Below are 20,324 nucleotides of genomic sequence, written 5' to 3' on the forward strand. Positions count from 1 at the left end.
AAAACTTGGACTACCAGGAGGTAGTTCATGTATTCCTACGAAGATCGAATCCGAGCCGTTGAGCTCTACATCAAGCTGGGCAAGCGCGTCAGGCCCACCCTCCGGCAGCTGGGCTATCCGACGAAGAATTCTTTGAAGGGTTGGTACAACGAGTACCAGCTCAAGCTCGACTTGTCCGCTGGCTACGCAGGCCGTGAACCGAAGTTCTCGCAGGCGCAGAAGGCCGCAGCCATCGAGCACTACCTCACCCATGACCGATGCATCGCGGCCACCATGAGGGCGCTGGGCTACCCCAGTCGTGGAACGCTTACCAAATGGGTGCGTGAGGCTTTCCCTGAGGCCAGAAGGGCTCTGGTTGGCAGTGTGGGTCAACGAAGGTATCCCGAGAGCTTGAAGCAAGCGGGAGTCATGGAGCTTTGCACTCGGCAGGAAAGTGCGCAAACAGTGGCTGATAAGTTCGGCGTATGCCGGCCAACGTTGTACAACTGGAAGAACCAGCTGCTGGGACGTGAGGCACCCGCATCAATGAAGCACACCGATCAATCACCGCAGGAGCGAGAGCGCGAAGAACTCGAGCGCCAGGTTGAGATACTGCGCCGCGAAGTCAGGCAACTGCGCCTTGAGCAGGACCTCTTGAACAAGGCCAATGAACTGTTAAAAAAAGGTCTGGGCGTCGATCTGCAGCTCCTGTCCAACCGGGAGAAGACACTGCTGATTGACGCCCTCAAGGAGCACTACCGCCTGCCAGAGCTCCTTGCACAGTTGGGTCTTGCACGCAGCTCATACTTCTACCATCGGTCCCGCACAGTGGTCGGCGACAAGTACCTTGTGGTGCGCCAGTCCCTTACCGAGATCTTTGAGTCCAACCACCGCTGCTACGGCTACCGCAGGCTGCAAGCCTCTCTGGCCAGAGAGCAAGGCCCGATCTCCGAGAAAGTGGTGCAGCGACTGATGAAGCAAGAGAATCTGGTCGTCGCAAAGCCCAAGCGGCGCAGGTTCGCGTCCTACCTCGGCGAGATCAGCCCGGCACCAGATAACATCATCAACCGTGACTTCCAGGCGGCCACCCCAAATGAAAAGTGGCTCACGGACATTACAGAATTCCAGATCCGAGCAGGCAAGGTGTACCTGTCACCCATCATCGATTGCTTCGACGGCATGGTGGTGAGCTGGACCATTGGAACGAGCCCGGACGCAGAGCTGGTCAACTCAATGCTGGATGCAGCTATTGAGACAGTGGCAGACACAAGCGATCGTCCAGTGGTCCACTCTGATCGTGGTGGCCACTACCGTTGGCCAGGCTGGCTCTCTAGGATGAGCGAGGCGAACCTCACCCGCTCGATGTCTCGCAAGGCCTGCTCTCCTGACAACGCGGCTTGCGAAGGCTTCTTCGGCCGCCTCAAGAACGAGTTGTTCTATCCTCGGGACTGGAAGGGCACGACCATCGAGCAGTTCATTAAGGTGGTCGACTCGTACATCCGCTGGTACAACGAGAAGCGGATCAAGATATCCCTTGGCTCTCTCAGCCCTGTTGAATACCGGGCGAGCCTTGGACTTGCGGCGTAAACCAGTCCAAGTTTTTATCCGCATCCCCATACTTCGGACTAGTCAGAAACCTCCATAAAACAGCCGCGAAAGCGGCTGTTTTTGCGTGTGCTGGCGCGCTCGCGATTCATGCCTGCTCTCGCAATCTGCCTGCGACTGACAGACTGGGATTTCCATCAAACCCGAACTACTATCCAGCCATAAATCCTATTTTGCTAGGCATTTTTACAAACGTTATCAATGCCTTTCCATAATTCCTAGTCAACCAGGAACTATGAAGCTCGACATCAAGTCTTCGTCAGACCTTGGCCATGCCGTCCGAGCCATGCGCAAAGCCTCCAGTATTCGGCTGGATGGTCTCTCCGGCATCGTTGGTATCAGCAAGCAGACGACGTCCAATCTGGAGCTACACTGCTCCCGACCTCACTCCCCGCCCTTTCGCCTTGGCCCAAGCACCCCACAACCGCGCCGCCCAACGCAAGCGCAAGTCCAGCTGGTCATCGCTGCGCATGCCCCAGCACATGGCATCCACCCTGCAGAAAAAACACTGGCTGCGTCTGCATGGCCTGTGCATGGGGCTGCTGGTCTTGCTGGTGATGTGGGCGGTCACGGCAGCACTGCTCCATTCCGGGGTGACATCGATGGCGCTGCGCTATGCCATCAGCCTGGGCGTGGGCTATGCCGTGTACCTGCTGGTGCTGCGGCTGTGGGCGGCCTACCTGGTGCGCAATGCCTATGCGCGCAAGCGCGAAGACTCCTGGGCCGATGGCATCGACCCGGTGCCCGATCTGCACGTAGACAAAGGCGCGCCCGATTGGCAGTCAGGCGGGGGCGGCAATTTTGGTGGTGGTGGGGCGTCAGGAGATTGGGCGGAAGTGGACCTGTCGTCGACTGCATCAGGTGCTTCCAGCTCCTGGACCGATGCCGTCGATGTGGTCGATATCGGGGGCGGCGATGAGGGCATCATCATCGTCCCCATCCTGGCGGTGTTTGCCGCCCTGCTGCTGGCCTTCTTTGGCTTTGGCGCGCTGCTGTGGCTGTACTTTGGCGTGGATGTGCTGCTGACCGTCGCGGTGGAGCTGGCCTTTTCGATGATGACCGCCCGCGCCCTGGTGCGGGTCGAGCGCGCAGGCTGGCTGGCCTCGGCCGTGCGACTGACCTGGAAGCCGCTGCTCGGCGCCCTGGTCTGCGCCGTGGCGCTGGGTGCGCTGGCAGACTGGTGGGTGCCAGAGGCCACCACCTTGCGCGAAGTGATCGCCCATATCCGGGGCACGCGATAACTACCTTGGCCTACCCAGCGCTGCCACAAAGCCCGTTTATGCTGGTCCTTTGCTGGCCGCCACGGCTTCCCTCTCATCCATGACAAGGACTGTTCATGCCCATCGTTGTTACCGCCCAGAGCACCATCCAGATCGGCGCTGCCGAGCCGATGCAAGGTAATGCGCCCGAAGGCAGCTATGTGGCCGTGTTTGAAGACGATGGCGACACCGCCTACTTCTATGCGCTGGATTTTGCCAATGCCGAGCAACCCATCCAGAACGCGCTGCACATCTACAACGTGGCCGATGTCTCCGACAAGCACCTGCCGTCCGAAGTGACGATTGGCTGGTCCACCGACGGCAGCAAGGTGGTGCTGCTGATCAATGGCTACCCGCATGCGGTGTTTGATTTTGCGGCCAAGCGCGGCTACTGCCGCACCGCCTTTCCGCCCCCTGATGCAGATTCCGGCTGGAGCGGCCATGACTGGTCGGACGACGCCATCGAGCTGTTTGCCACCGAAGCCTGAGACGACGAGGAGCATCGCCATGCACAGCCACCAGTTTGACCGTTGGCCCTTTGCCGATGCGCACAACACCGCCAGCTTTTCTACGACCAAGGTGGTACGCGAGCATCTGCCAGTGTTGATGGTCTCGCATGATGCCGATGGGGCTTGGCAGTTTCTGGATGCCAGCACCGACGAGCCCGGCGAGGCCCTCCTGGTCTGCATGGCTTGCATGTATGAGCGCGACCAGAGCCTGGCGCAAATCGCAGACCTGCCACTGGGTTGGAGCGCCTGGCGCCAGGAAGTAGGTGGCGCCTGGGAGCGGTTTGAAAACCCGCCAGAGGACGACGACGAAGACGCGGACTGCGCGGATTGAATCCTCGCGCATCAGCGCCCTGCTCCAAGCCACCTCCACCGCCAGGGCTGCCGCCATCCCTTATTCTTGGGGTTTTGTTCAACCCAAGGCCCGCATGCACTACACCGTCCAACACGAAGAAGCCGATTCCAAAGGCGCGTTCTTTATCAACCGCGATGCCACACGCGTGGCCGAGATGACCTACAGCCGCACCAATGCCACGATGATCATCATCGACCACACGGAAGTGGATGATTCACTGCGCGGCGAAGGCGCAGGCCGCCAGCTGCTCAATGCGCTGGTGGCTTGGGCCCGTGAGACCCACACCAAGGTGCTGCCACTGTGCCCCTTTGCCAAGGCCCAGTTCGCCAAGGATGCGTCGCTGCGCGACGTGCTGTCCTGATCGGCTCTAGGCTGCACACATGGGACCTTACTTCGGCCCATGTGCGCTTTGACCACCGCCAATGCAGATCGACCCCCATAGCAGCAGCCGTCTGCCTCGCTCGTAAAGCTCAACCGATCAAAAAACCTGCAGCAATCCCCATGGAGAGAAACGGGAAGATTGCGCCATCCAGCAACAAATACTTCAGCTTGCCCTCATCCATCCTTTTCAGCAGCTGCACCTCCATCAGCGCCAACACCATTCCAATGCCAAACGCTTTGAAGAAGCTCAGCGCTGGCACCGAAAAAGCCATCCTCATCAAAAAGCAAATGCAGGCAGCAAGCAAAAATATGAGTGAGGGGATGAGAATCGAAGTGAGTCTGTACATTACAGTTCCGCAATCGCCATATTAAGCTCCATCAAGAAATAGGCCAATGCAACTGCCAGCAAGACTCCTAGCACCGCGCCTGTAATAGGGTTGGCAAAGAATAGCCCCAAAGCAGCAGCGCCCTCCATCGCGGCGACAGAGAATGACAGCACCATCAGAATCTGAGCCACTTTCTTGGGGGTAGACAGATCCGGATTCTGGACAATATCGACAATGGATACGATGAACGACAGAATCGTGGCGGCTTTAGCCGCCAAATTGATGTAATACGATCTCGTCAGTTCATTCAAAGGTCCATTGACTGCATTGGGGTTTCGGAGTTTTGTGATCAATGCATCTACCAGCCCAGCCAGGGCGGCTGAAAGCAACGTCAACCAGCCTCCATTGCTGCCCCCCTCAATGGTATAGGCGCCAGCGCCGGTTTCTGGATCAATGCTGATAAAACCAGCACCTTTCCAGCCATGCAAAATGATCGGGCGCTCGTGGATCGTTACCTCTTTCCCCGCAGCCAGTGCTTGCCCCACTTTCATCTGCGTCTCATAGCTGTGCGCGCTGAGTGCAGCATTCACGATGTTCGGATGGTTGGCGTAGATTTTTTGGGTGATGGTGTAAATCTTTTGCCCTTCAGCCGTTGCAAGCCCAATGGCTTTGACTGCCGAGATGCCCTCGGGGCAACTGGGCAGGCCTGCTACCGGATTGGCTGCCCCCACCAGGTTGCACTGCGCCGAATCATTAAAGAACCGCTCCGGTACTGCATGCTCCAGCGCACTCATGAACTGCCCGCGAATGCGGTTGTAGCCAATCCACTTGCTTTTGTCGTTGTCCTTCGCCCAGGTCAGGTTACGGATATGGCCAATGTCCAAATTCACACCGGGAAATCTGACCTGTCGAACCACACCCCAACTGTAAATAGGGCTGGCCGCAGCATGGAATAGACCGTAGCTCAGTCCTGGCGTCTCCATGACGCCGGTTTGGTTCTGGCTGAGGCGATTATGGCTTTCCGCCACCGCAAACCAGCTCCAGATGACGGCCGTCAGCAGGTCGCCACTGACTTTCTCACCCGTGAGGTTCTGCACGTCATTGGCTTGCAGCTGGCTCTTGGTGTTGTTCAGCCTTGCTTTGAGTACCTCCAGCTGCTTAGCACTGATCCCTCCCGCACTGATCCCAATCGCAGTCGCCTGCCCCACCACATGGCTCGAGTCGGGCGTCAGGTCCCACTGAGTGGGGTTGCTGTATTGCGTAAAACCGCCCTGGCCTTGCAAATCGGTGCCCATGGTGAGCCCCATGCTGCTGCGGGCGACAACCTGGCCATCCACATTGATTTGCGGGTTCAAGCGGATCAGATAGCCCGGCAGGCTTGTGGGCAGCTCGCTTGGCTGGATGGGGCTGCCGTCTGCATGGGGCTTGGGCAGATAGCTGGCGATCAGGTCTTCGGTGGCCTTGTCGGCGGGTACATAGCTCAGCGTGATGCGCTTGCCGGCCAACTGGCTGACTTTGGCGGTGTAGCTCAGGATCTGCTCGCCCCACTGGTCCATCAGGCTGTACTGGAACTGGTGCTGCAGGCTGGCAGGGATGCGGCTGGTGGCGGGGTTTTCCGTCACCACCGTGTAGGGCAGCTGGCCGCTCAGCGTGGAGGGCATGCGCTCGGCAATGATCTTTTTACCGATTACATCGCCCACGGTGGCGCCAGCGTTCTGGCTGTTGATGTAGCTTTGCAGTTGGGCCTGGTACTGCTGCATCTGGTTTTGCACGGCGGCCTGGTTCAGGTTCTGCACCCAGCCTTCAGCTTCGTTGACGGTGGCACCCAACTGGGCACTGTCGAGTAGCGCCTTGGCATCCAGCGGGACCGCCTTTTGCAGGTCCATGCCCGGGGCGTACTGGTATTGCTTGTAGCTGGCATCGAGCGGCAGCCAGCCATTGGCGTTCGCGTTGATGTTGGGGTGCTGCGGTGGGCTGGCATCGGCGCCGCCATCAACGGCGCCTTTGCTGGCTGCATAGTTGACATAGGCGCTGGCCCAGACGTGCTCCATACGAATGGAGGCAATCTTGCCATTCATGATGATGCCGGTGTTGGCGATGCCGCCCTGGGCCATCAGCTGCTGCGCAGCCGCGGGCACCTGGGCGCCGCCTACCCAGTTCATGGTCTGGGCCACGGGCAGCTCAATGGTGCCCAGCTGGTAGCGGGCGGGGATATTGCTCGCGCGCAGCAGCGCAATGGCCAGGCTGGCAATGTCAAAGGCATTGCCCCGGCCGCTGGCCAGCACGGTGTCGGCCGTCTGCACGGCTCCCCAGGTGGGCACCCATTCGATGTGGTTGCGCACCCAGTTTTGGATAGCGACGGGGTTCTTGCCCAGCTCGGCGGCCTTGGCCTTGATCGCATCGGTCAGCACGATCTCGTCGGTCTCGCCCAGGTCGGCATCGCTGGGCGCCTGGTCGGCGCTGGGTGGCACGGTAAATTGCACGCCGCCCACGGTGGTGAGCTTGGTCACTGGTGCAGACTGCAGCGCGGCCTGGCCCATTGGCAGGCCCAGTTGCTCGCTCCAGGCCTGGCGGGTCTGCGCGGGCTCGCGTTTGGTAGGGGTGGGAGTGCGCCAGGGCAGCTCCGGGCTGGTGGTGATTTTCTTCTGCGGTGCGCCTTGCGCGAGCAGTGCACCCAGCGCTTGCAGATCCGTGCTGTTGATGGCGGCGGCAGACTTGGCCGCCAGGCCGCCGTTGTTGCCCAGCAAGCGCGCAGCCAACGCATCGAGCTTTTGCACCTTCAACTCAAACTCGGCAGCCGCTGCATCGTGGCGGGCCAGTATCTCGGCACCCAGGCCTTTTTGCACCGACTCAGCGCGCATGCTGCGCAAGTCTTCGCGCGCCGTACCACTCTCGTCCTGGATAGCGGCCAGCGTGTCGCGCAGCGATGCCGGGGTGGTCTTGGCGTTGTAGATGGGCCCTGGGCCCGCCTTCTTTTGCTGGGGTTGGGTGAGCGACTGCTGTACCTGCAGATCCCGGGTTTGCTCGCCCGCTTGCGCAATCAATTCTTGCAAGCGCAACGATCCGGCCTGTTCCATTTTCTGGGCCTGGTAGTTGGCCGCCTTCAGTTTGGCATCCCAGGCCTGCAGGCGCTGCATTTGGCTTTGCGCCATCGGGTTGTAGGCCTGCTGGCCTTTTTCCTGGGCGATGGCGCTCAGCGGTTGCAGCGCCAACGCGATATGGGCGGCAGCCACCACGTAGGCAACAGGACGCACTATTTTCTTGAAGCCGCGCATCACGGCATCGGTCGCTGCATCACCCGCTGCGACTGCCATCCGGCTGTTTGCATTAACGATCGCCATGTCGTTCTCTCTCTCTTTTTTTGTCGTTGTCATGTGCGGGCCCATACCTTGGCGCATGGACCCGTTTTGTGGTGCTCAGCGGACCGATTGCCGGCGTCGCAGGCCCGCAGCGGCCAGGCAAGCCAGCGCGGCGCTCAGCAACAGCAATCCAGCAGGGCCATGGACTGGCACCTTCTTGGCTGTGCCGGTGTCTGTTCCGCTGCCATTGCCGCCGTTGCCAATCTTCAAGGTCGCAGTCGCCACCGCTTCCTCGCAGCCCGCTGCACCCAGGCTGGCAATCACCAGCACGTTGGCGGGCGCACCTTGCGGCACGGTCCAGCGGTAGTTCTGGCTCCACTGGCCAGAAGCTGCTACCGACACATTGGCGCTGGCCTCTTCCATCAGCAGCGCGCCGCTGTCGGGGTGGACCACACGCAAAGTGACAGCGCCGTTGGCCAGCGCAGCGCCGGGGTTGTCCAGCTTGAAGCCCAGCGCAACGCTGTCGCCAATGTTGGCCGTGCTGGGCGTTGCGGTAATGGCACCCACTGCACCAGGCACGCAAGCGGCTGCCGCCTTGACCTGGAAGCCCGTCGTGCTTTCAGACAAGAGGTTGCCCGCGCTGTCGTACAGCTTTAGATGCGCCTGGTAGGTGCCTTCGCTCAGTTGCCCTGCGAGCAGGGTGTAGCCAAACTCGCGCGATCCGGCGGGCACCAGCTGCGTGATCGCCTCCATCTGCTGGAACGAAGGGGACGCCTTCATCCGCTCACGCTTGGTGCTCGTCAGCTGCAGCACCACGGTTTCTGCACGCAGGTTTTGCTGCACCACGTTCGATGAAGTGTTGCCTGCACGTGAGGTGATCTGCGTGGCCTGGCCCACCAGGTACTCGGCCTTGTCGGTGCTGATCTTGGTCGCATTGCCGGGCCCCGGGCCGCCCACCACCTTGAAGGGTGCGGTGGCACTGCCGTAAACCACCCCTTCTGGCGACACCAGCTCGGCCAGCAGCAGGTAGTCGCCCGCCAGCACACCCGCTGCCGGCCAGGTACTGTCCACCTGCAGGGTCTGCCCCACACCGACGTTGACCGGTGCAGGCAAAGGCAGAGAGGCCACGGCATCGCCATTGGCATCCAACACGGTAAAGCGCACTTGTGCCTCACGCGCAGCCACACCCTGGTTGGTGACCGGAGCGGAGAAGAACGCGGTCTCCTGGCTGGTGTACACCGGCTTGTCCGTCAACGCCTGGATGCGGATGTTGGCATTGGCGGCAATGCGCGGCACCACGATGGGCGACACCACCTCGCCCACCACAAAGCTGTTCTGGAACTGCAGGCTCGCGATCTGCGCGGCCGGGCGCACTTCTTCAATGGCCATGTTGGCCAGCGCCAGGTCAAAGTTGACCTCGCGGCCCGTCTCGGTAATGCCGGTGAATGACCACAGGTATTGCGTGGAGCCATCGGCCTGCGGCAGCGTCTTGGTGGGCGCGGGCTGGATATTTGTCGGCGCCGTGTTGGCCGCAAAGTTCACCACCAGGTCGGCATCGAGCGCACCCAGACGGTCCAGCATCGTGGGCAGCCAGATCTCGATCCAGGTCGAAGACAGCAGCGATCCGCCCAGCCCCTGGTTACTCAGCCAGGAGCCATCGGCGCGCTGCTGGTTAAGCACATACTGAATCGCTCGCCGCAACCTCGGGTCGCTGCGCGAGGGGTTGGTGAAGTCCAGCGCCACGCCCACGATGGCCGTCGCCACCGGGTCGCTGGTGGTGTAACCCGTCGTATTGCCCCAGCCGCCGTCGCTGTTCTGGCGGCTCCACAAGGTCTGCGCCATGTCGTAGATCAGCGTATCGAACTCCGCAGCGCGCGCCGTGCCTTGGTAGTACTCGCGCAGCTTGGACAGGCCCATCATTCTGAACGCCATGTCCGCATTGTTCGAGGCATTGAATATCGAGCCCGCCACCAGCTTGGTCGCCGACTTCGCCAAGGCCGCGTCGATCTTGGCCGCAACATCAGCAGCGTCCGCCGGCGTGAATGCCATGCGGTTGAGGCTGTAGCTGTCGCTCCACAGCAGCGAGCCATCCGGCAAGGCCACCGCCGTGTTGACGGAGGCAAAGCCCAGGCGCTCGACAATCCAGTTCTCGTTGTACCAATACAGCCCATTGCTGGTGCTCAGCAAATAGCCCTTGTCGCCCCACCGCACCAGCTGGTAAGGCGTGCCATTGGTATATGCCGCAGGCGTGTCTCTGAACGCGCCACTCAGCTCAAAGCGCAAGACGCGGTTTTGTCCGGGGTGGGTCACCAGAATGGCGCCATCGGGCTCCTGCTCCAGTTGCCCGCCCGTCGATTCGAGCAGGTTGCTGTTAAGGAACTCCGACAGGTTGCCCGCGTCATCGAGTTTGAAGAGCTTGGTCTGCCCATAGGCCTTGAGCAAGTAGCCCCCGCCTGCCAGCTCCATCGCATCGCTGCTGGCCTGGCTGCTGATCCTGACGGGCGTGCCCCCGGTGTCCGACAGGTAGACACCCGAAGTGGTGGCGATCAGCAATTTGCCATTGGCCAGCACACGCAGGTTCTGGATCGGCAAACCCGTCGCCACTGGCGTCGCCTGGGCAGAGGCCAGATCCACCGCATAGACAGTTTGCCGGCCCCTGTCCCCCACATAGACCTGGCCGTTGGCAGCCACGGCCAAGCGCTGGTCACCAGTGCTGAGCCCTGCAATGCTGACTGGCGCATTGGTTTTGACGGTACCCGGGCCGTGCTTGTTCAGCAGCGTGCTGTAGTCCACCAAGCTGGCCACATTGATGCCCGTCGATTGACCGGTTGAGCCCCACCAGTGGCCGCCATAGTCCGGATTCCATTCGCCATTGTTGGCGATGGAGACAATGGCTTCGGCCAGCTTGCGGTTGCTCGATGCAATCTCCTGCGGGTTGTGCCACTCCTTGGTCGCCCACAAGCCCAAGGTGGTGGTGGTACGGATGTAGGTGTCACCCGAGTAATTGACTTTGCCGTCCGCACGCACCTGCTGCAAGATGGCATTCATCAGCTCGTTGCGCTTGTTCTGGTCGAGCGGCTGCACAAAGCGCAGGTTCTTCTCGCCACCCACCACAGCCTGCGTCTGCACATGGCAGGCAAAGCACTTGAGATCGCTCACATGGTGCTGGTAGGCATAGCTGTCGCCATAGCGCACGGCCTTGGTCACGGCATCCCGAATCACCGGCGCCAACGGATCGGTGCTGCTGCCCGATGCCATATCCAGCCCGGTGATCTTGATCTTGCCTTTGACCGTCTGGTCACCTGGCGGAACCACTGGCTTGTCAACCGTGAACTCGGCCTTGGCCATATCACCCACATACAGGCTGGACTGGATAGCGGCGCCCGGCGCAATGCCTGCCGTCACCTCCACCTTCAGGCTGGCCGCCTTGTCGGGCATCCAGGTACCAAAGCTGATCTCCTGCAGGCCACCAAGCGCAATGCTGGGGGCTTGCGCCGTGGTCTGGTACACCAGCGCGCCGGTGGTGGAGTCACTCACCTTGAGCAAGTAGCCCGATGCGGGCAGCACCACGTTGCCATCGTTCTTGACCAGGGCGCTAAAGGCCACCGGCGTATTCGCACCAGCCTGTACGACCGGCGGCTCTGCATTGGCCGAGCCAGAGAATGCGGCCTGGGGCGTGATGTCCAGTGCGGCGCGCAAGCTGCCGGTGACCACGCCAGTGGGGTTGTCCTTGCCGCGCGATCCGGGCTCGACCAGCTTGGCAATCACCGCATACCGGCCGGCGGCGTGGCTGGCGGTGTTCCAGTCAAAAAACACCTCCAGCGCTTGGCCAGGGTTCAGCGTCGCATCGCCCAATGGAATGGCCGCCGCATCCAGCGCAGACAGTGTGGCCACCACATCGCCGGCGGGGCGCTGGATCTCCAGCACGATGCTGGTGGTCGATGCCGCCGCAGAGTTGTTCTTCAGCTTGACGCTGGCCTTGACAGGCTTGTTCAAACCCGTGGTCGTGGGCGCTACCACCAAGTCGGCGAGATCGAGAAAGCCCACCCCTGCCGACGCCGGAATCACAAAGTCCTGCGTGATATCGCCGGGCTCGGCAATCGTCAGTTGGTAGCTACGCGATTGGAAGCCGCTGGCAGACACCTGCACATCCCAGGCGGTGCCTGTCAGCCCCTCGAGCACATAGGCACCGGCCGCATTGGTCAACGCGCTGTTTGCACCCACGGCCACCGTGGCATTGGCAATCGCAGCGCCCGATGTATCGGTCACCAGGCCATGCAAGACGCTGGTTTGGCGCGCCGCAGACATCTCAATGATGCCGGCATCCAGCCGCGATCCGATGGATGAAGTGCCAGACTGGCTGATGGCGCCATAGCCCGTCAGGGTGTACCTCAGGGTGATGGCCCCGATGGGCGCCGTCATCGAGAACTTGCCATCGGCACCCGAGGACCCGGTGGTTTGGGATGAGGGCCCTTGGATCGCGATCACGACACCGGCCAGTGGCGCTTTCGTCGCCGCATCGATGACCTGTCCGCTCACCGGCACCGATGTGGCACCCGCCGAGCTCGCATCGATCAGCGCAGGCGAGAAAAGGCCCGTGCTGCCGGCAGGCAGGTGTGCCGTGCCCGATGCACTGACCCAGCCCGCTTTGTCAGCAGAAAGTACGACTGCACCGGCAGCCACACTGGCGATGCTGTATTTGCCTGCGGCATCGGTGCTCGCCTGGTAGCTTGTTCCGGCGGCCGTGTTCTTCACTGTCACCGTCACCCCGGCCATCGGCGCGCCATTGGCTTCTTGGGTCACCGTGCCCTGCACCGTCACCGTCGTCACTGCGGGGTCCGGGTTGGCAGGCGGGGTCACGGTGATCGCCTTGGTCAACGTGGGCGAGAAGCTCAAGCTGCCGCGCGCCTGCACCACACCAGACCCGGAGACCAGGCTATAGCCCTCCTTGGTCGCCGCCACGCCTACCTGGCCGGCAGGCGATACCGCGATTTCGTACAAGCCTTGTGCATTGGTTTGCACCGAGATGGGAGCTCCTCCTGAAGCCGGTGTCACCGTGACCGTGGCGTTCTCCAGCGGTGCATTGCTGCTGCCATCTAGCACCATGCCCAAGACCGTGCCGGAGTTGGCCTGCTGGCCCGGGTCGGTCGGCTTGACGGCAACCAACGCCAAAGCCCTCAAAGCGAGGGCGGTCGTGTAGCTGTCGGCTTCCCAGGATCCATCGGGCTTTTGGCTGGCCAGCAAATAGCTTTGCACTTGGGTAGCAACCTGCGGTGCCGATGCGGTGTAGGGATGCACTGCTTCAAACACCAAAGCGGTGAGCATTTGGCTCTCGCCCCATGCGCCAGAGGCCGCCTGCTTGGCCAGCAGCGCCTGGGCCAAAGTCTGTGCCAAGGCCAAGGTGCCTGCGTCCTTCAAGGCATCTGGATTGATGGCGCGCAGCACCACCGCCGTGGTGTAGAGATTGGCATAGCCGCCCGCCTTGAGCATGCCGCCAGACTGCTTGGACATCAGCCACTGCATGACGCCTTGGCGCGTGGATGCGGCGGGTGTCGCCATGGTGCTGTAACCCCAGGCCGTGTCGATGATGCCGGGCACCATTTCATCGGGATAGGTGGCAAAGCCTTTGTCGGCAATAAACCGAGAGGACAACGGCGAGGTAATCTGCACGCCCTGCTGGGTTTTAAGCGACTGCCAGCAAGCCAGGGTTTCCGTCGGTACGTTATCGCCCGATGCGGGCATGGCATTCACCAGCGCCGTTACCTGGCTGTTATTGCCTGCCAGGCGAAGCAACGTTTGCGCCGCTTCGCATTGCGCCTGCGCAGCAGTACCAAAGCGTGATTTACTAGCCAGTTTGCCGGACGGCAGAACCTGCCCCTGCAACCATGCCAAACCTTTGGCCTGCGCCACGCCATCGGCCCGTGCTGCAGTCACCCCGGCAGCCATGAACAGCAGCAGTAACAGCCATATCGATAAGCGTCTGCCCCACGCACGAAAAAAATGCTTCCCCTCTGGCACCATTGTCGTCACCATCCATCTCTCGTATTTATAAAAATCGCAGCAGACACGACAACGCGGATGCGTACAGGCATCCCTCCGTTTCAGATCTGCAGGTATTAGGTTATCTCGGTATTTGCCACCACAGCGGGTGAGCCAGCCAGCGCGGCGCTGGTGCCAACCTCTCTAAAAGGGGTCGATGGCTATGAGAATTGACCAAGAGTGCGATCAGCTATTCATAGTGATCACTCACCACGCATTGCCAGCGTGGTTTTCGCCAGGGCGGCGAAGCATTACGACATCGATGCAGCGCGCGGCCGCTTCCCTCCCCCAGGCTCCCTCTATATACATTTTGTTTCCATTTGATATAACTATGGAGGCAAATGTAGACGAGCTTTACAAAAGCACCTAACGTGTTTGTAACCGTCGAAATGATGGTGGGTTTCTGGTTAGTTGTCAGCGACTTGTCAGTATCAAGCGCTAGGCACAATGGCGCACTGACTTGGATTTTTGGCCTAGAAATAGACCGTTTATCTTGAGATTTATTACGCTACAAGCTCTGCTTTTGGATAGCGGCTGTCAGGCACTAATCCCACGCCCCAGCATCGCCGTTCTAATAGTTCGGGATCCAATACAACGGCCAAGACACGCAAAACGCTGGTGGTGTTTATACAGATTTACACAGTTTGAAACAAAAAAACCCTGTTTTCTGACGCACAGGATTCAGATTTGTCTCATTTCAGCGTAAGGCCCCGTTACGTCATAGGCACCATGGACGCATATACCAGCGCAATTCTGAAAGCACGGATATCCCACCCAAGCCGGCCATCAAAAACTGCTTTGCTGGATATAGCATGGCTTATTGCAGCCGTTTTATTCGCAAAATGCGGCTCGACTCAAGCCCCCAACACCCCATCCCGCAACTGCGCCAGTGCCCCATTACCCAGCGCCTGCACGTTATAGCAAAGCCCAATGCGGCGTTTGAGCTCCACCTCCAGCGGCTGGGTCTGCACGCCCGGAATTGCTTGCGCGAGAGTTTCGGGCACGATCGCCCGGCCCACGCCGGCAGCCACCAGGTCCAGCGCCAGCGAGAAGTTGCCGGCCAGCGCGGCGGGGGTGTCTGCGCGGCTGCCGTAGATCGGCATCAGGCATTGGTGGCTGGCGTGGCTGGGGCAGACGATCCAGTCGGTGGCGAGGTCTTGTGGGGTGCCCGCTGCGTGGTCTGGCGGCAGCGCTTGGTCGGGCAGGGCCAGCACATAGCGCTCGCTGAGCAGCGGTAAAAACAGCTCGTCCTCGCAGCGCAACTCTTCGCTGGCCAGGCGCGCATCGCCCTCGCACTGCGCCAGCAGGTGCAGCTGCAGGCCGGGCACGCAAGCACGGGCGGTGGCGGCCAAGTGCTGCACGGTGCTGCGGGCCACATCTTCTTCGACGCCAATGGTCAGGCGCGCACGCGCGCCGCGCTGGCGAAAGCGCTGGGCCAGGTCGTCGGCCTCGGCCACCATGCGGCGCAGCTGGGGGTAGAGCGCGCGGGCGTCGTCCGTCACCTCCACCCCCCGCGCCTTGCGCACAAACAGCGCCGTGCCCAGGGCCTCTTCCAGCAGGCGGATGCTGCCTGACAGCGCCGGCTGGCTCAGGTGCAGGCGCTGCGCGGCGGCGGTGATATTGCGCTCTTCAAAGACGGCCACAAAGGCGCGGAATTGGCGGTAGTCCATCTCAAGCCATAAGTAAAACGTATGAGTGAAAGAAGAATAAACCATTTTTCAAACGCCATACGCTCGCTCTACACTAGATTCTCTACTGATTCATCAGAAAAATCTATTTCTTTAGAAAGCCACACCACCATGCAAAACCGCCAACCCCTGATCGTCATCACCGGTGCCAGCTCGGGCATTGGCCTGGCCACCGCGCAGCTGTTTTCGTCGCTCGGCCACCCGCTGCTGCTGCTGGCGCGCCGGCTCGAGCCCATGCAGGCGCTGAACCTGCCTGGCACGCTGGCGCTCTCCGTCGACGTGACCGACCGCGCCGCACTGGCCGCCGCCGTGCAGCAAGGCGAAGCGCGCTTTGGCCCGGCCGATGCCATCGTCAACAACGCCGGCGTCATGCTGCTGGGCGAGATCACGCGCCAGGACCCGGACCAGTGGGACCGCATGCTCGACGTGAATGTCAAAGGTGTGCTCAACGGCGTGCATGCCGTTGCCGCCGGCATGGTGCAGCGCCAGCGCGGCAGCATCATCAATGTGAGCTCGGTCGCCGGCCGCAAGACCTTCCCCAACCATGTGGCCTATGTCGGCACCAAGTTTGCCGTGCATGGCCTGACGGAGAACCTGCGCGAAGAACTCGCTGCCCACCATGTGCGCGTGACCACCATCGCCCCCGGCGCGGTGGAGACCGAGCTGCTCGGCCACACCACGGATGCGGCCATCAAGTCCGGCTATGAAGACTGGAAAACTGCCATGGGCGGCAAGGTGCTGGCGGCCCAGGATGTGGCCAACGCCATCCACTACGCCTATGCGCAGCCGGCCGGCGTCTGCATTCGCGAAATCGTGCTGGCCGCAACGCGCCAGCAAGCCTAAAAGCTCCGGCTCCACCCCGGCCACAGCCTCCATCGCCGCCAGCATGTTGCGGCCTTGGAGGCTTTTTGTGGACGACTGAAGATGCCCCACCCAAGCGAAACTGATCCTAAGTATTAGTTTTAATTAAGTTGTTATCAAAATCTCCGATTAATGGCTAGTATTTGTAGAAATACTAATACTTAACGACCCTCTGTAAAACTCCCTGCCGTGGTCTGATCGCGGGCTCGGGCGATCCGCTGTGTTTTCTTTCTTGTCAATAGCGCGCTATTGACTGCAAAAGACGCCTTGCGCCTCATCCCGATCCGCGTCCATCCCGCTTGGCGAGGGTTTTGCAGAGGATCCTTAATAATCCACCGCAAAACGCCTCAGTTGCTGCAGCGGATCCACAACGGAGACGACATGAAGACAACCTCGGGTCTCGATGTGCGCGCCTTGAAGATTTTCGAGGCCGTGGCGTCTTCGGGCAGCCTGTCCAAGGGCGCGGCGGCGCTGGGGGTCACGCAATCGGCGGTCTCACAGACCATCACGCAGATCGAGGCGATCTTGCAGACGCAGGTGTTTGACCGCTCGCAGCGGCCGTTCAAGCTCACGCCGGCAGGCATTGCGCTCAGCCGCCGGGCCGGGCAGATTGTCGAAGACATGGAGCGGCTGGTGGTGCATGTGCGCGATGCCGACCTGGCCAGCCGCCCGGCAATGCGTGTGGGCATGATCGACTCCTTTGCCGCCACGGCAGGGCCGGCCATCGTCAAGAAGGTCACCGAATCGGCCAGCCAGTTGCTGCTCTGGTCGGGCCTGGCCAACAGCCATGCGACGGCGCTGATGAAGCGCCAGCTCGACCTCATCGTCACGACAGACACGCTCGATGACATTGACCACATCGTGCGCCGCTCGATCTTCTCCGAGCCCTTTATCGCGGTGATCCCCAAGGTGCGCGAGAAAGAGTTCAAGAACGCCGACCTCACCACCTTGATCGAGAAGATGCCGCTGATCCGCTTCAGCGCCCGCTCCCACTTTGGCGCGCTGATCGAGCGCCACCTGCGCCGCCAGGGCTTCACGCCCCGCCCCTATCTGGAGATCGACACCTCCGACGTGGTGATGGCCATGGTCGCCGCCGACCTGGGCTGGACCATCACCACCCCCATCTGCCTGCTGCAGGGCCGCACCTACAGCGGGCAGATCACTGCCATTCCGCTGCCCGGCGCCAGCCTGCACCGCACCATCTACCAGCTCTCCAGGGAGGGGGAGTATGTGGACATGGCCGAGAACTGCTTCCAAGTGAGCAGAAGCGTCATGGAAAACGACATCTTTCCCGATGTACGCCAACTGATCCCCTGGCTCAGAAGCGGGATCGCGCTGAGCTAGCCCACCCTTGCACAAGCCGCTGTCCATGGCTGGGATGCCGCCGCATCCGCGCCAGGGGAGTGTCTTGTCCAGCGATTGGCCAGCTCTTTAAAAAACAGGAAATCCAAGGAGACACATATGACCCTCAACCGCCGTTCTTTTATCCAACAAAGCGCCGCCGCCTCATTGGCCAGTGCGCTGTCGCTGCCCAGCTGGGCGGCCGATGCGACCGTCAAATACGGGGGCTCACCCTGGCTGGGCCACTACCCCGCCCACCTGGCGATGGCCGAGGGCTATTTGAAGGAGGTGGGCATCACGCAGGACTGGCAGTCCTTTGCCACCTCGTCGGCCCGCATGAGCGCCTTCATGTCCGGCGGCGTCGATATCGGCTGCGCCGGCATTGTCTCGGCATTGGCGCTGATGTCGCGCGGCGCCAAGCAGTTCGCGATCATTGCGATTCCGGAAAACTTTGGCCGCGTCGAAGGCCTGGTCGCCCGCAAAGGCATCGACTCCGTGGCCGATCTCAAAGGCAAGAAGATCGGCGTGACCTTTGCATCCAGCACCCACCTGCTGGTGCTCGATGTGCTGGAGCAGGCGGGCATCAAACCGGGCGGGGCCGATGTGCTCAACATCCCCGGCCCGGAGCTGCATGGCGCGATCAAGACCGGCCAGATCGATGCGGCCGCTGCCTGGACCCCGCACTTTGACAACATCCTGCGCGAGCCCGGCGTCAAGCTCTTGGCCGATGACTCGCAGTTCAGCCTCTACAAGTCCTTCAAGGTCACGCCCGGCCCCGATGTGCTGCTGGTGCGCCGCGAGTTTGCCGCCAAGAACAGTGAGCTGGTCAAGCGCTACCTGTCGGCCTACTTCAAGGCCAGCGATCTGCTGCGCGAGCAGCCCGAGAAGGCCTCGCAGGCGCTGCTCAAGTTCACCGGCCTCACCATGAAGGAGCAGATGTCGGCCGTCACCGGCTCGGACTGGTACCCACAGGCCCAGCAAAAGGAGCTGCTGACGGGCGAGTTTGTGCAAGGCCTGCAAAAGCTCGCCGAGATGCTGGTCAAGCACAAGCAGATTGACAAGGCCCCGGTCGTCAAAGACTGGATTGATGCCTCCTTTGTCTGAAGGCCGGAGCACACCCCGTGATCGCCAAACCCCCTTCTTCCATGGCGCTGGCCGCCACCAGTGCAGCCTCCGTGCTGCTGTTCATCGCCGTCTGGGAGGCCGTGTGCCGCGCAGGCCTGGTCGACCCCATCTTTCTGCCCCCGCCCAGCGCCGCGCTGGGCAAGGCCGCCGCCATGCTGGGCGATGGCACCTTCTGGCCCCACATCCTGGCGTCTGCGCGCCGGGTGATGATCGGCTTTTTGGCGGCCACCGCCGTCGCCATTCCGCTGGGCATTTTTCTGGGCACCTCGTCGTACGCCCGGGCGGCCTTTGACCCCATCCTGTCGTTTCTGCGCCCGCTGCCGTCGATGAGCTGGATTCCGCTGTCGCTCTTGTGGTTCGGCATCACCGAGACGCAGAAGTACAGCATCGTCTTCATGGGCTGCTTTGCGCCAGCGATGGTCTATGTGATAGAGGCCACGCGCAATGTCGATCCGCTCCTGGTACGCGCCGCGCAAAACCTGGGCGCTTACCGCTGGCAGGTGATGAAGGAGGTGATCCTGCCGGGCAGCCTGTCGCAGATCCTGAGCGGCTTCAAGGTGATCCTGGGCCTGGCCTGGACCTGCGTGATCGCCGCTGAGCTGGTCGCCGCGCGCGAAGGCCTGGGCTTTCTCATCATGAATGGCAAGGAGTTCTTCCAGACCGAGGTGGTCGTGCTGGGCATGGTGCTCATCAGCACCACGGTGCTGATCACCGACTTTTTCTTCCGACTGATTGAAAACTGGGTACTGAGGTGGAAACAATGAACGCGCAACACAAAGGCCCGATGATCTCCATCCAGGGGATCGCCAAGCACTACGGGGATTTCAAGGCGCTCGAGCGCGTCGATCTGGAGATTGAAAAGGGCGAGTTCGTCGTGCTGCTGGGCGCCTCGGGCTGCGGCAAATCCACCTTGCTCAACCTGGTCACCGGTTTTGACAAGCCCACGGCCGGGCGCATCGTCGTCAACGGCCGCGAGGTCAACAAGGTCGATCCGCACTGCGGCATGGTGTTCCAGCAGTACGCGCTCTTTCCCTGGCTCACGGTGCTCGACAACGTCGCCTTTGGCCTCAAGATGAAGGGCATTGCCAAGGCCGAGCGCCTGCAGGTGGCGCGCCGCTTTATCGACATGGTGGGCCTGCAGGGCTTTGAGGACAAGTACCCCAATGCCTTGTCGGGCGGCATGCGCCAGCGCGTGTCCATCGCCCGGGTGCTCGCCAATGACCCCGATGTGATCCTGCTCGACGAGCCCTTTGCCGCGCTCGATGCGATGACGCGCCAAGTGCTGCAGGACGAGTTGCTGCAGATCTACGAAAAGAGCAAGAAGACCATCATCTTCATCACCCACTCCATCGACGAGGCGCTGCTGCTGTCCACCCGCATGCTGATCATGAGCGCGCGGCCCGGCCGCGTGGTCACCGACATCCGCAACGACCTGCCCATGCCGCGCAATGCACAGGTGCAGCTCTCGCCGCGCTACAACGAACTCAAGGGCCAGATCTGGGACACCGTGCAGTCCGAGGTCATGCGCAGCCTGCAGGCCACCCGCCACTAACCAACACC

14 protein-coding genes are annotated in these 20,324 nt (G+C 61.4%); 10 read left to right on the top strand and 4 right to left on the bottom strand.

The window, feature by feature from the left end; all coding sequences use genetic code 11:
- The first annotated feature begins 27 nt into the window (after positions 1–27).
- The 5 genes from ACPEE1_RS00075 to ACPEE1_RS00095 all read left to right on the top strand — a co-directional run bounded on the left by ACPEE1_RS00075 (position 28) and on the right by ACPEE1_RS00095 (position 4,065).
- A complete protein-coding gene (locus tag ACPEE1_RS00075) occupies positions 28–1,566 on the top strand; it encodes an IS3 family transposase (protein WP_423934909.1) in 1,539 nt (512 codons plus the stop codon).
- Between the two features lie 422 nt (positions 1,567–1,988).
- Entirely contained in the window at positions 1,989–2,825 is an 837-nt protein-coding gene (locus ACPEE1_RS00080; protein ID WP_423934910.1) for a hypothetical protein, read from the top strand.
- A 95-nt stretch (positions 2,826–2,920) separates the two neighbouring features.
- On the top strand, positions 2,921–3,331 hold the full coding sequence (locus ACPEE1_RS00085) for a DUF2251 domain-containing protein (RefSeq protein WP_423934911.1): 411 nt from the start codon (positions 2,921–2,923) through the stop codon (positions 3,329–3,331).
- Positions 3,332–3,350: 19 nt separating this feature from the next.
- Positions 3,351–3,683 (top strand): hypothetical protein, encoded by a 333-nt coding sequence (locus ACPEE1_RS00090; RefSeq protein WP_423934912.1) that lies wholly within the window; start codon positions 3,351–3,353, stop codon positions 3,681–3,683.
- Between the two features lie 94 nt (positions 3,684–3,777).
- Complete coding sequence (locus ACPEE1_RS00095; RefSeq protein ID WP_423934913.1) at positions 3,778–4,065, top strand: GNAT family N-acetyltransferase; 288 nt, start codon at positions 3,778–3,780, stop codon at positions 4,063–4,065.
- A gap of 109 nt (positions 4,066–4,174) precedes the next feature.
- Here ACPEE1_RS00095 and ACPEE1_RS00100 read toward each other — a convergent pair whose 3' ends face one another.
- The 4 genes from ACPEE1_RS00100 to ACPEE1_RS00115 all read right to left on the bottom strand — a co-directional run bounded on the left by ACPEE1_RS00100 (position 4,175) and on the right by ACPEE1_RS00115 (position 15,419).
- Complete coding sequence (locus ACPEE1_RS00100) at positions 4,175–4,432, bottom strand: hypothetical protein (RefSeq protein ID WP_260718626.1); 258 nt, start codon at positions 4,430–4,432, stop codon at positions 4,175–4,177.
- On the bottom strand, positions 4,432–7,752 hold the full coding sequence (locus tag ACPEE1_RS00105; protein WP_423934914.1) for a transglutaminase domain-containing protein: 3,321 nt from the start codon (positions 7,750–7,752) through the stop codon (positions 4,432–4,434). Before ACPEE1_RS00105 ends, ACPEE1_RS00100 begins: the two co-directional genes overlap by 1 nt.
- Before the next feature lie 75 nt (positions 7,753–7,827).
- Positions 7,828–13,644, bottom strand: a complete 5,817-nt coding sequence (locus tag ACPEE1_RS00110) for a carboxypeptidase regulatory-like domain-containing protein (RefSeq protein WP_423934915.1) — start codon at positions 13,642–13,644, stop codon at positions 7,828–7,830.
- 959 nt (positions 13,645–14,603) lie between these two features.
- On the bottom strand, positions 14,604–15,419 hold the full coding sequence (locus tag ACPEE1_RS00115) for a LysR family transcriptional regulator (RefSeq protein WP_423934916.1): 816 nt from the start codon (positions 15,417–15,419) through the stop codon (positions 14,604–14,606).
- A gap of 129 nt (positions 15,420–15,548) precedes the next feature.
- On the opposite strand from ACPEE1_RS00115, the gene ACPEE1_RS00120 reads away from it, so the two are divergent.
- The 5 genes from ACPEE1_RS00120 (at position 15,549) to ACPEE1_RS00140 (ending at position 20,316) form a co-directional block, all read left to right on the top strand.
- On the top strand, positions 15,549–16,280 hold the full coding sequence (locus ACPEE1_RS00120; RefSeq protein WP_182344523.1) for an SDR family oxidoreductase: 732 nt from the start codon (positions 15,549–15,551) through the stop codon (positions 16,278–16,280).
- 399 nt (positions 16,281–16,679) lie between these two features.
- Complete coding sequence (locus ACPEE1_RS00125; protein ID WP_116925459.1) at positions 16,680–17,642, top strand: LysR family transcriptional regulator; 963 nt, start codon at positions 16,680–16,682, stop codon at positions 17,640–17,642.
- A 117-nt stretch (positions 17,643–17,759) separates the two neighbouring features.
- Positions 17,760–18,743: an ABC transporter substrate-binding protein gene (locus tag ACPEE1_RS00130; RefSeq protein WP_116925458.1), complete on the top strand. Its 984-nt coding sequence runs from the start codon at positions 17,760–17,762 to the stop codon at positions 18,741–18,743.
- Positions 18,744–18,784: 41 nt separating this feature from the next.
- The gene (locus tag ACPEE1_RS00135) at positions 18,785–19,528 is read left to right on the top strand and encodes an ABC transporter permease (RefSeq protein ID WP_423936490.1); all 744 of its coding nucleotides are present in this window, start codon (positions 18,785–18,787) and stop codon (positions 19,526–19,528) included.
- 20 nt (positions 19,529–19,548) lie between these two features.
- Complete coding sequence (locus tag ACPEE1_RS00140) at positions 19,549–20,316, top strand: ABC transporter ATP-binding protein (RefSeq protein WP_116925529.1); 768 nt, start codon at positions 19,549–19,551, stop codon at positions 20,314–20,316.
- Positions 20,317–20,324: the final 8 nt, after the last annotated feature.

Origin of the sequence: Comamonas sp. 23 (genome assembly GCF_049601575.1) — a bacterium.
Taxonomy (GTDB): Bacteria; Pseudomonadota; Gammaproteobacteria; order Burkholderiales; family Burkholderiaceae_C; genus Comamonas; species Comamonas squillarum.

Bases quoted from the DNA above. Each gene is read 5' to 3' on its own strand.
- ACPEE1_RS00075 (WP_423934909.1), top strand. From the start codon at position 28: ATGTATTCCTACGAAGATCGAATCCGAGCCGTTGAGCTCTACATCAAG.
- ACPEE1_RS00085 (WP_423934911.1), top strand. From the start codon at position 2,921: ATGCCCATCGTTGTTACCGCCCAGAGCACCATCCAGATCGGCGCTGCC.
- ACPEE1_RS00090 (WP_423934912.1), top strand. From the start codon at position 3,351: ATGCACAGCCACCAGTTTGACCGTTGGCCCTTTGCCGATGCGCACAAC.
- ACPEE1_RS00095 (WP_423934913.1), top strand. From the start codon at position 3,778: ATGCACTACACCGTCCAACACGAAGAAGCCGATTCCAAAGGCGCGTTC.
- ACPEE1_RS00100 (WP_260718626.1), bottom strand. From the start codon at position 4,432: ATGTACAGACTCACTTCGATTCTCATCCCCTCACTCATATTTTTGCTT.
- ACPEE1_RS00105 (WP_423934914.1), bottom strand. From the start codon at position 7,752: ATGGCGATCGTTAATGCAAACAGCCGGATGGCAGTCGCAGCGGGTGAT.
- ACPEE1_RS00115 (WP_423934916.1), bottom strand. From the start codon at position 15,419: ATGGACTACCGCCAATTCCGCGCCTTTGTGGCCGTCTTTGAAGAGCGC.
- ACPEE1_RS00120 (WP_182344523.1), top strand. From the start codon at position 15,549: ATGCAAAACCGCCAACCCCTGATCGTCATCACCGGTGCCAGCTCGGGC.
- ACPEE1_RS00125 (WP_116925459.1), top strand. From the start codon at position 16,680: ATGAAGACAACCTCGGGTCTCGATGTGCGCGCCTTGAAGATTTTCGAG.
- ACPEE1_RS00130 (WP_116925458.1), top strand. From the start codon at position 17,760: ATGACCCTCAACCGCCGTTCTTTTATCCAACAAAGCGCCGCCGCCTCA.
- ACPEE1_RS00135 (WP_423936490.1), top strand. From the start codon at position 18,785: ATGGCGCTGGCCGCCACCAGTGCAGCCTCCGTGCTGCTGTTCATCGCC.
- ACPEE1_RS00140 (WP_116925529.1), top strand. From the start codon at position 19,549: ATGATCTCCATCCAGGGGATCGCCAAGCACTACGGGGATTTCAAGGCG.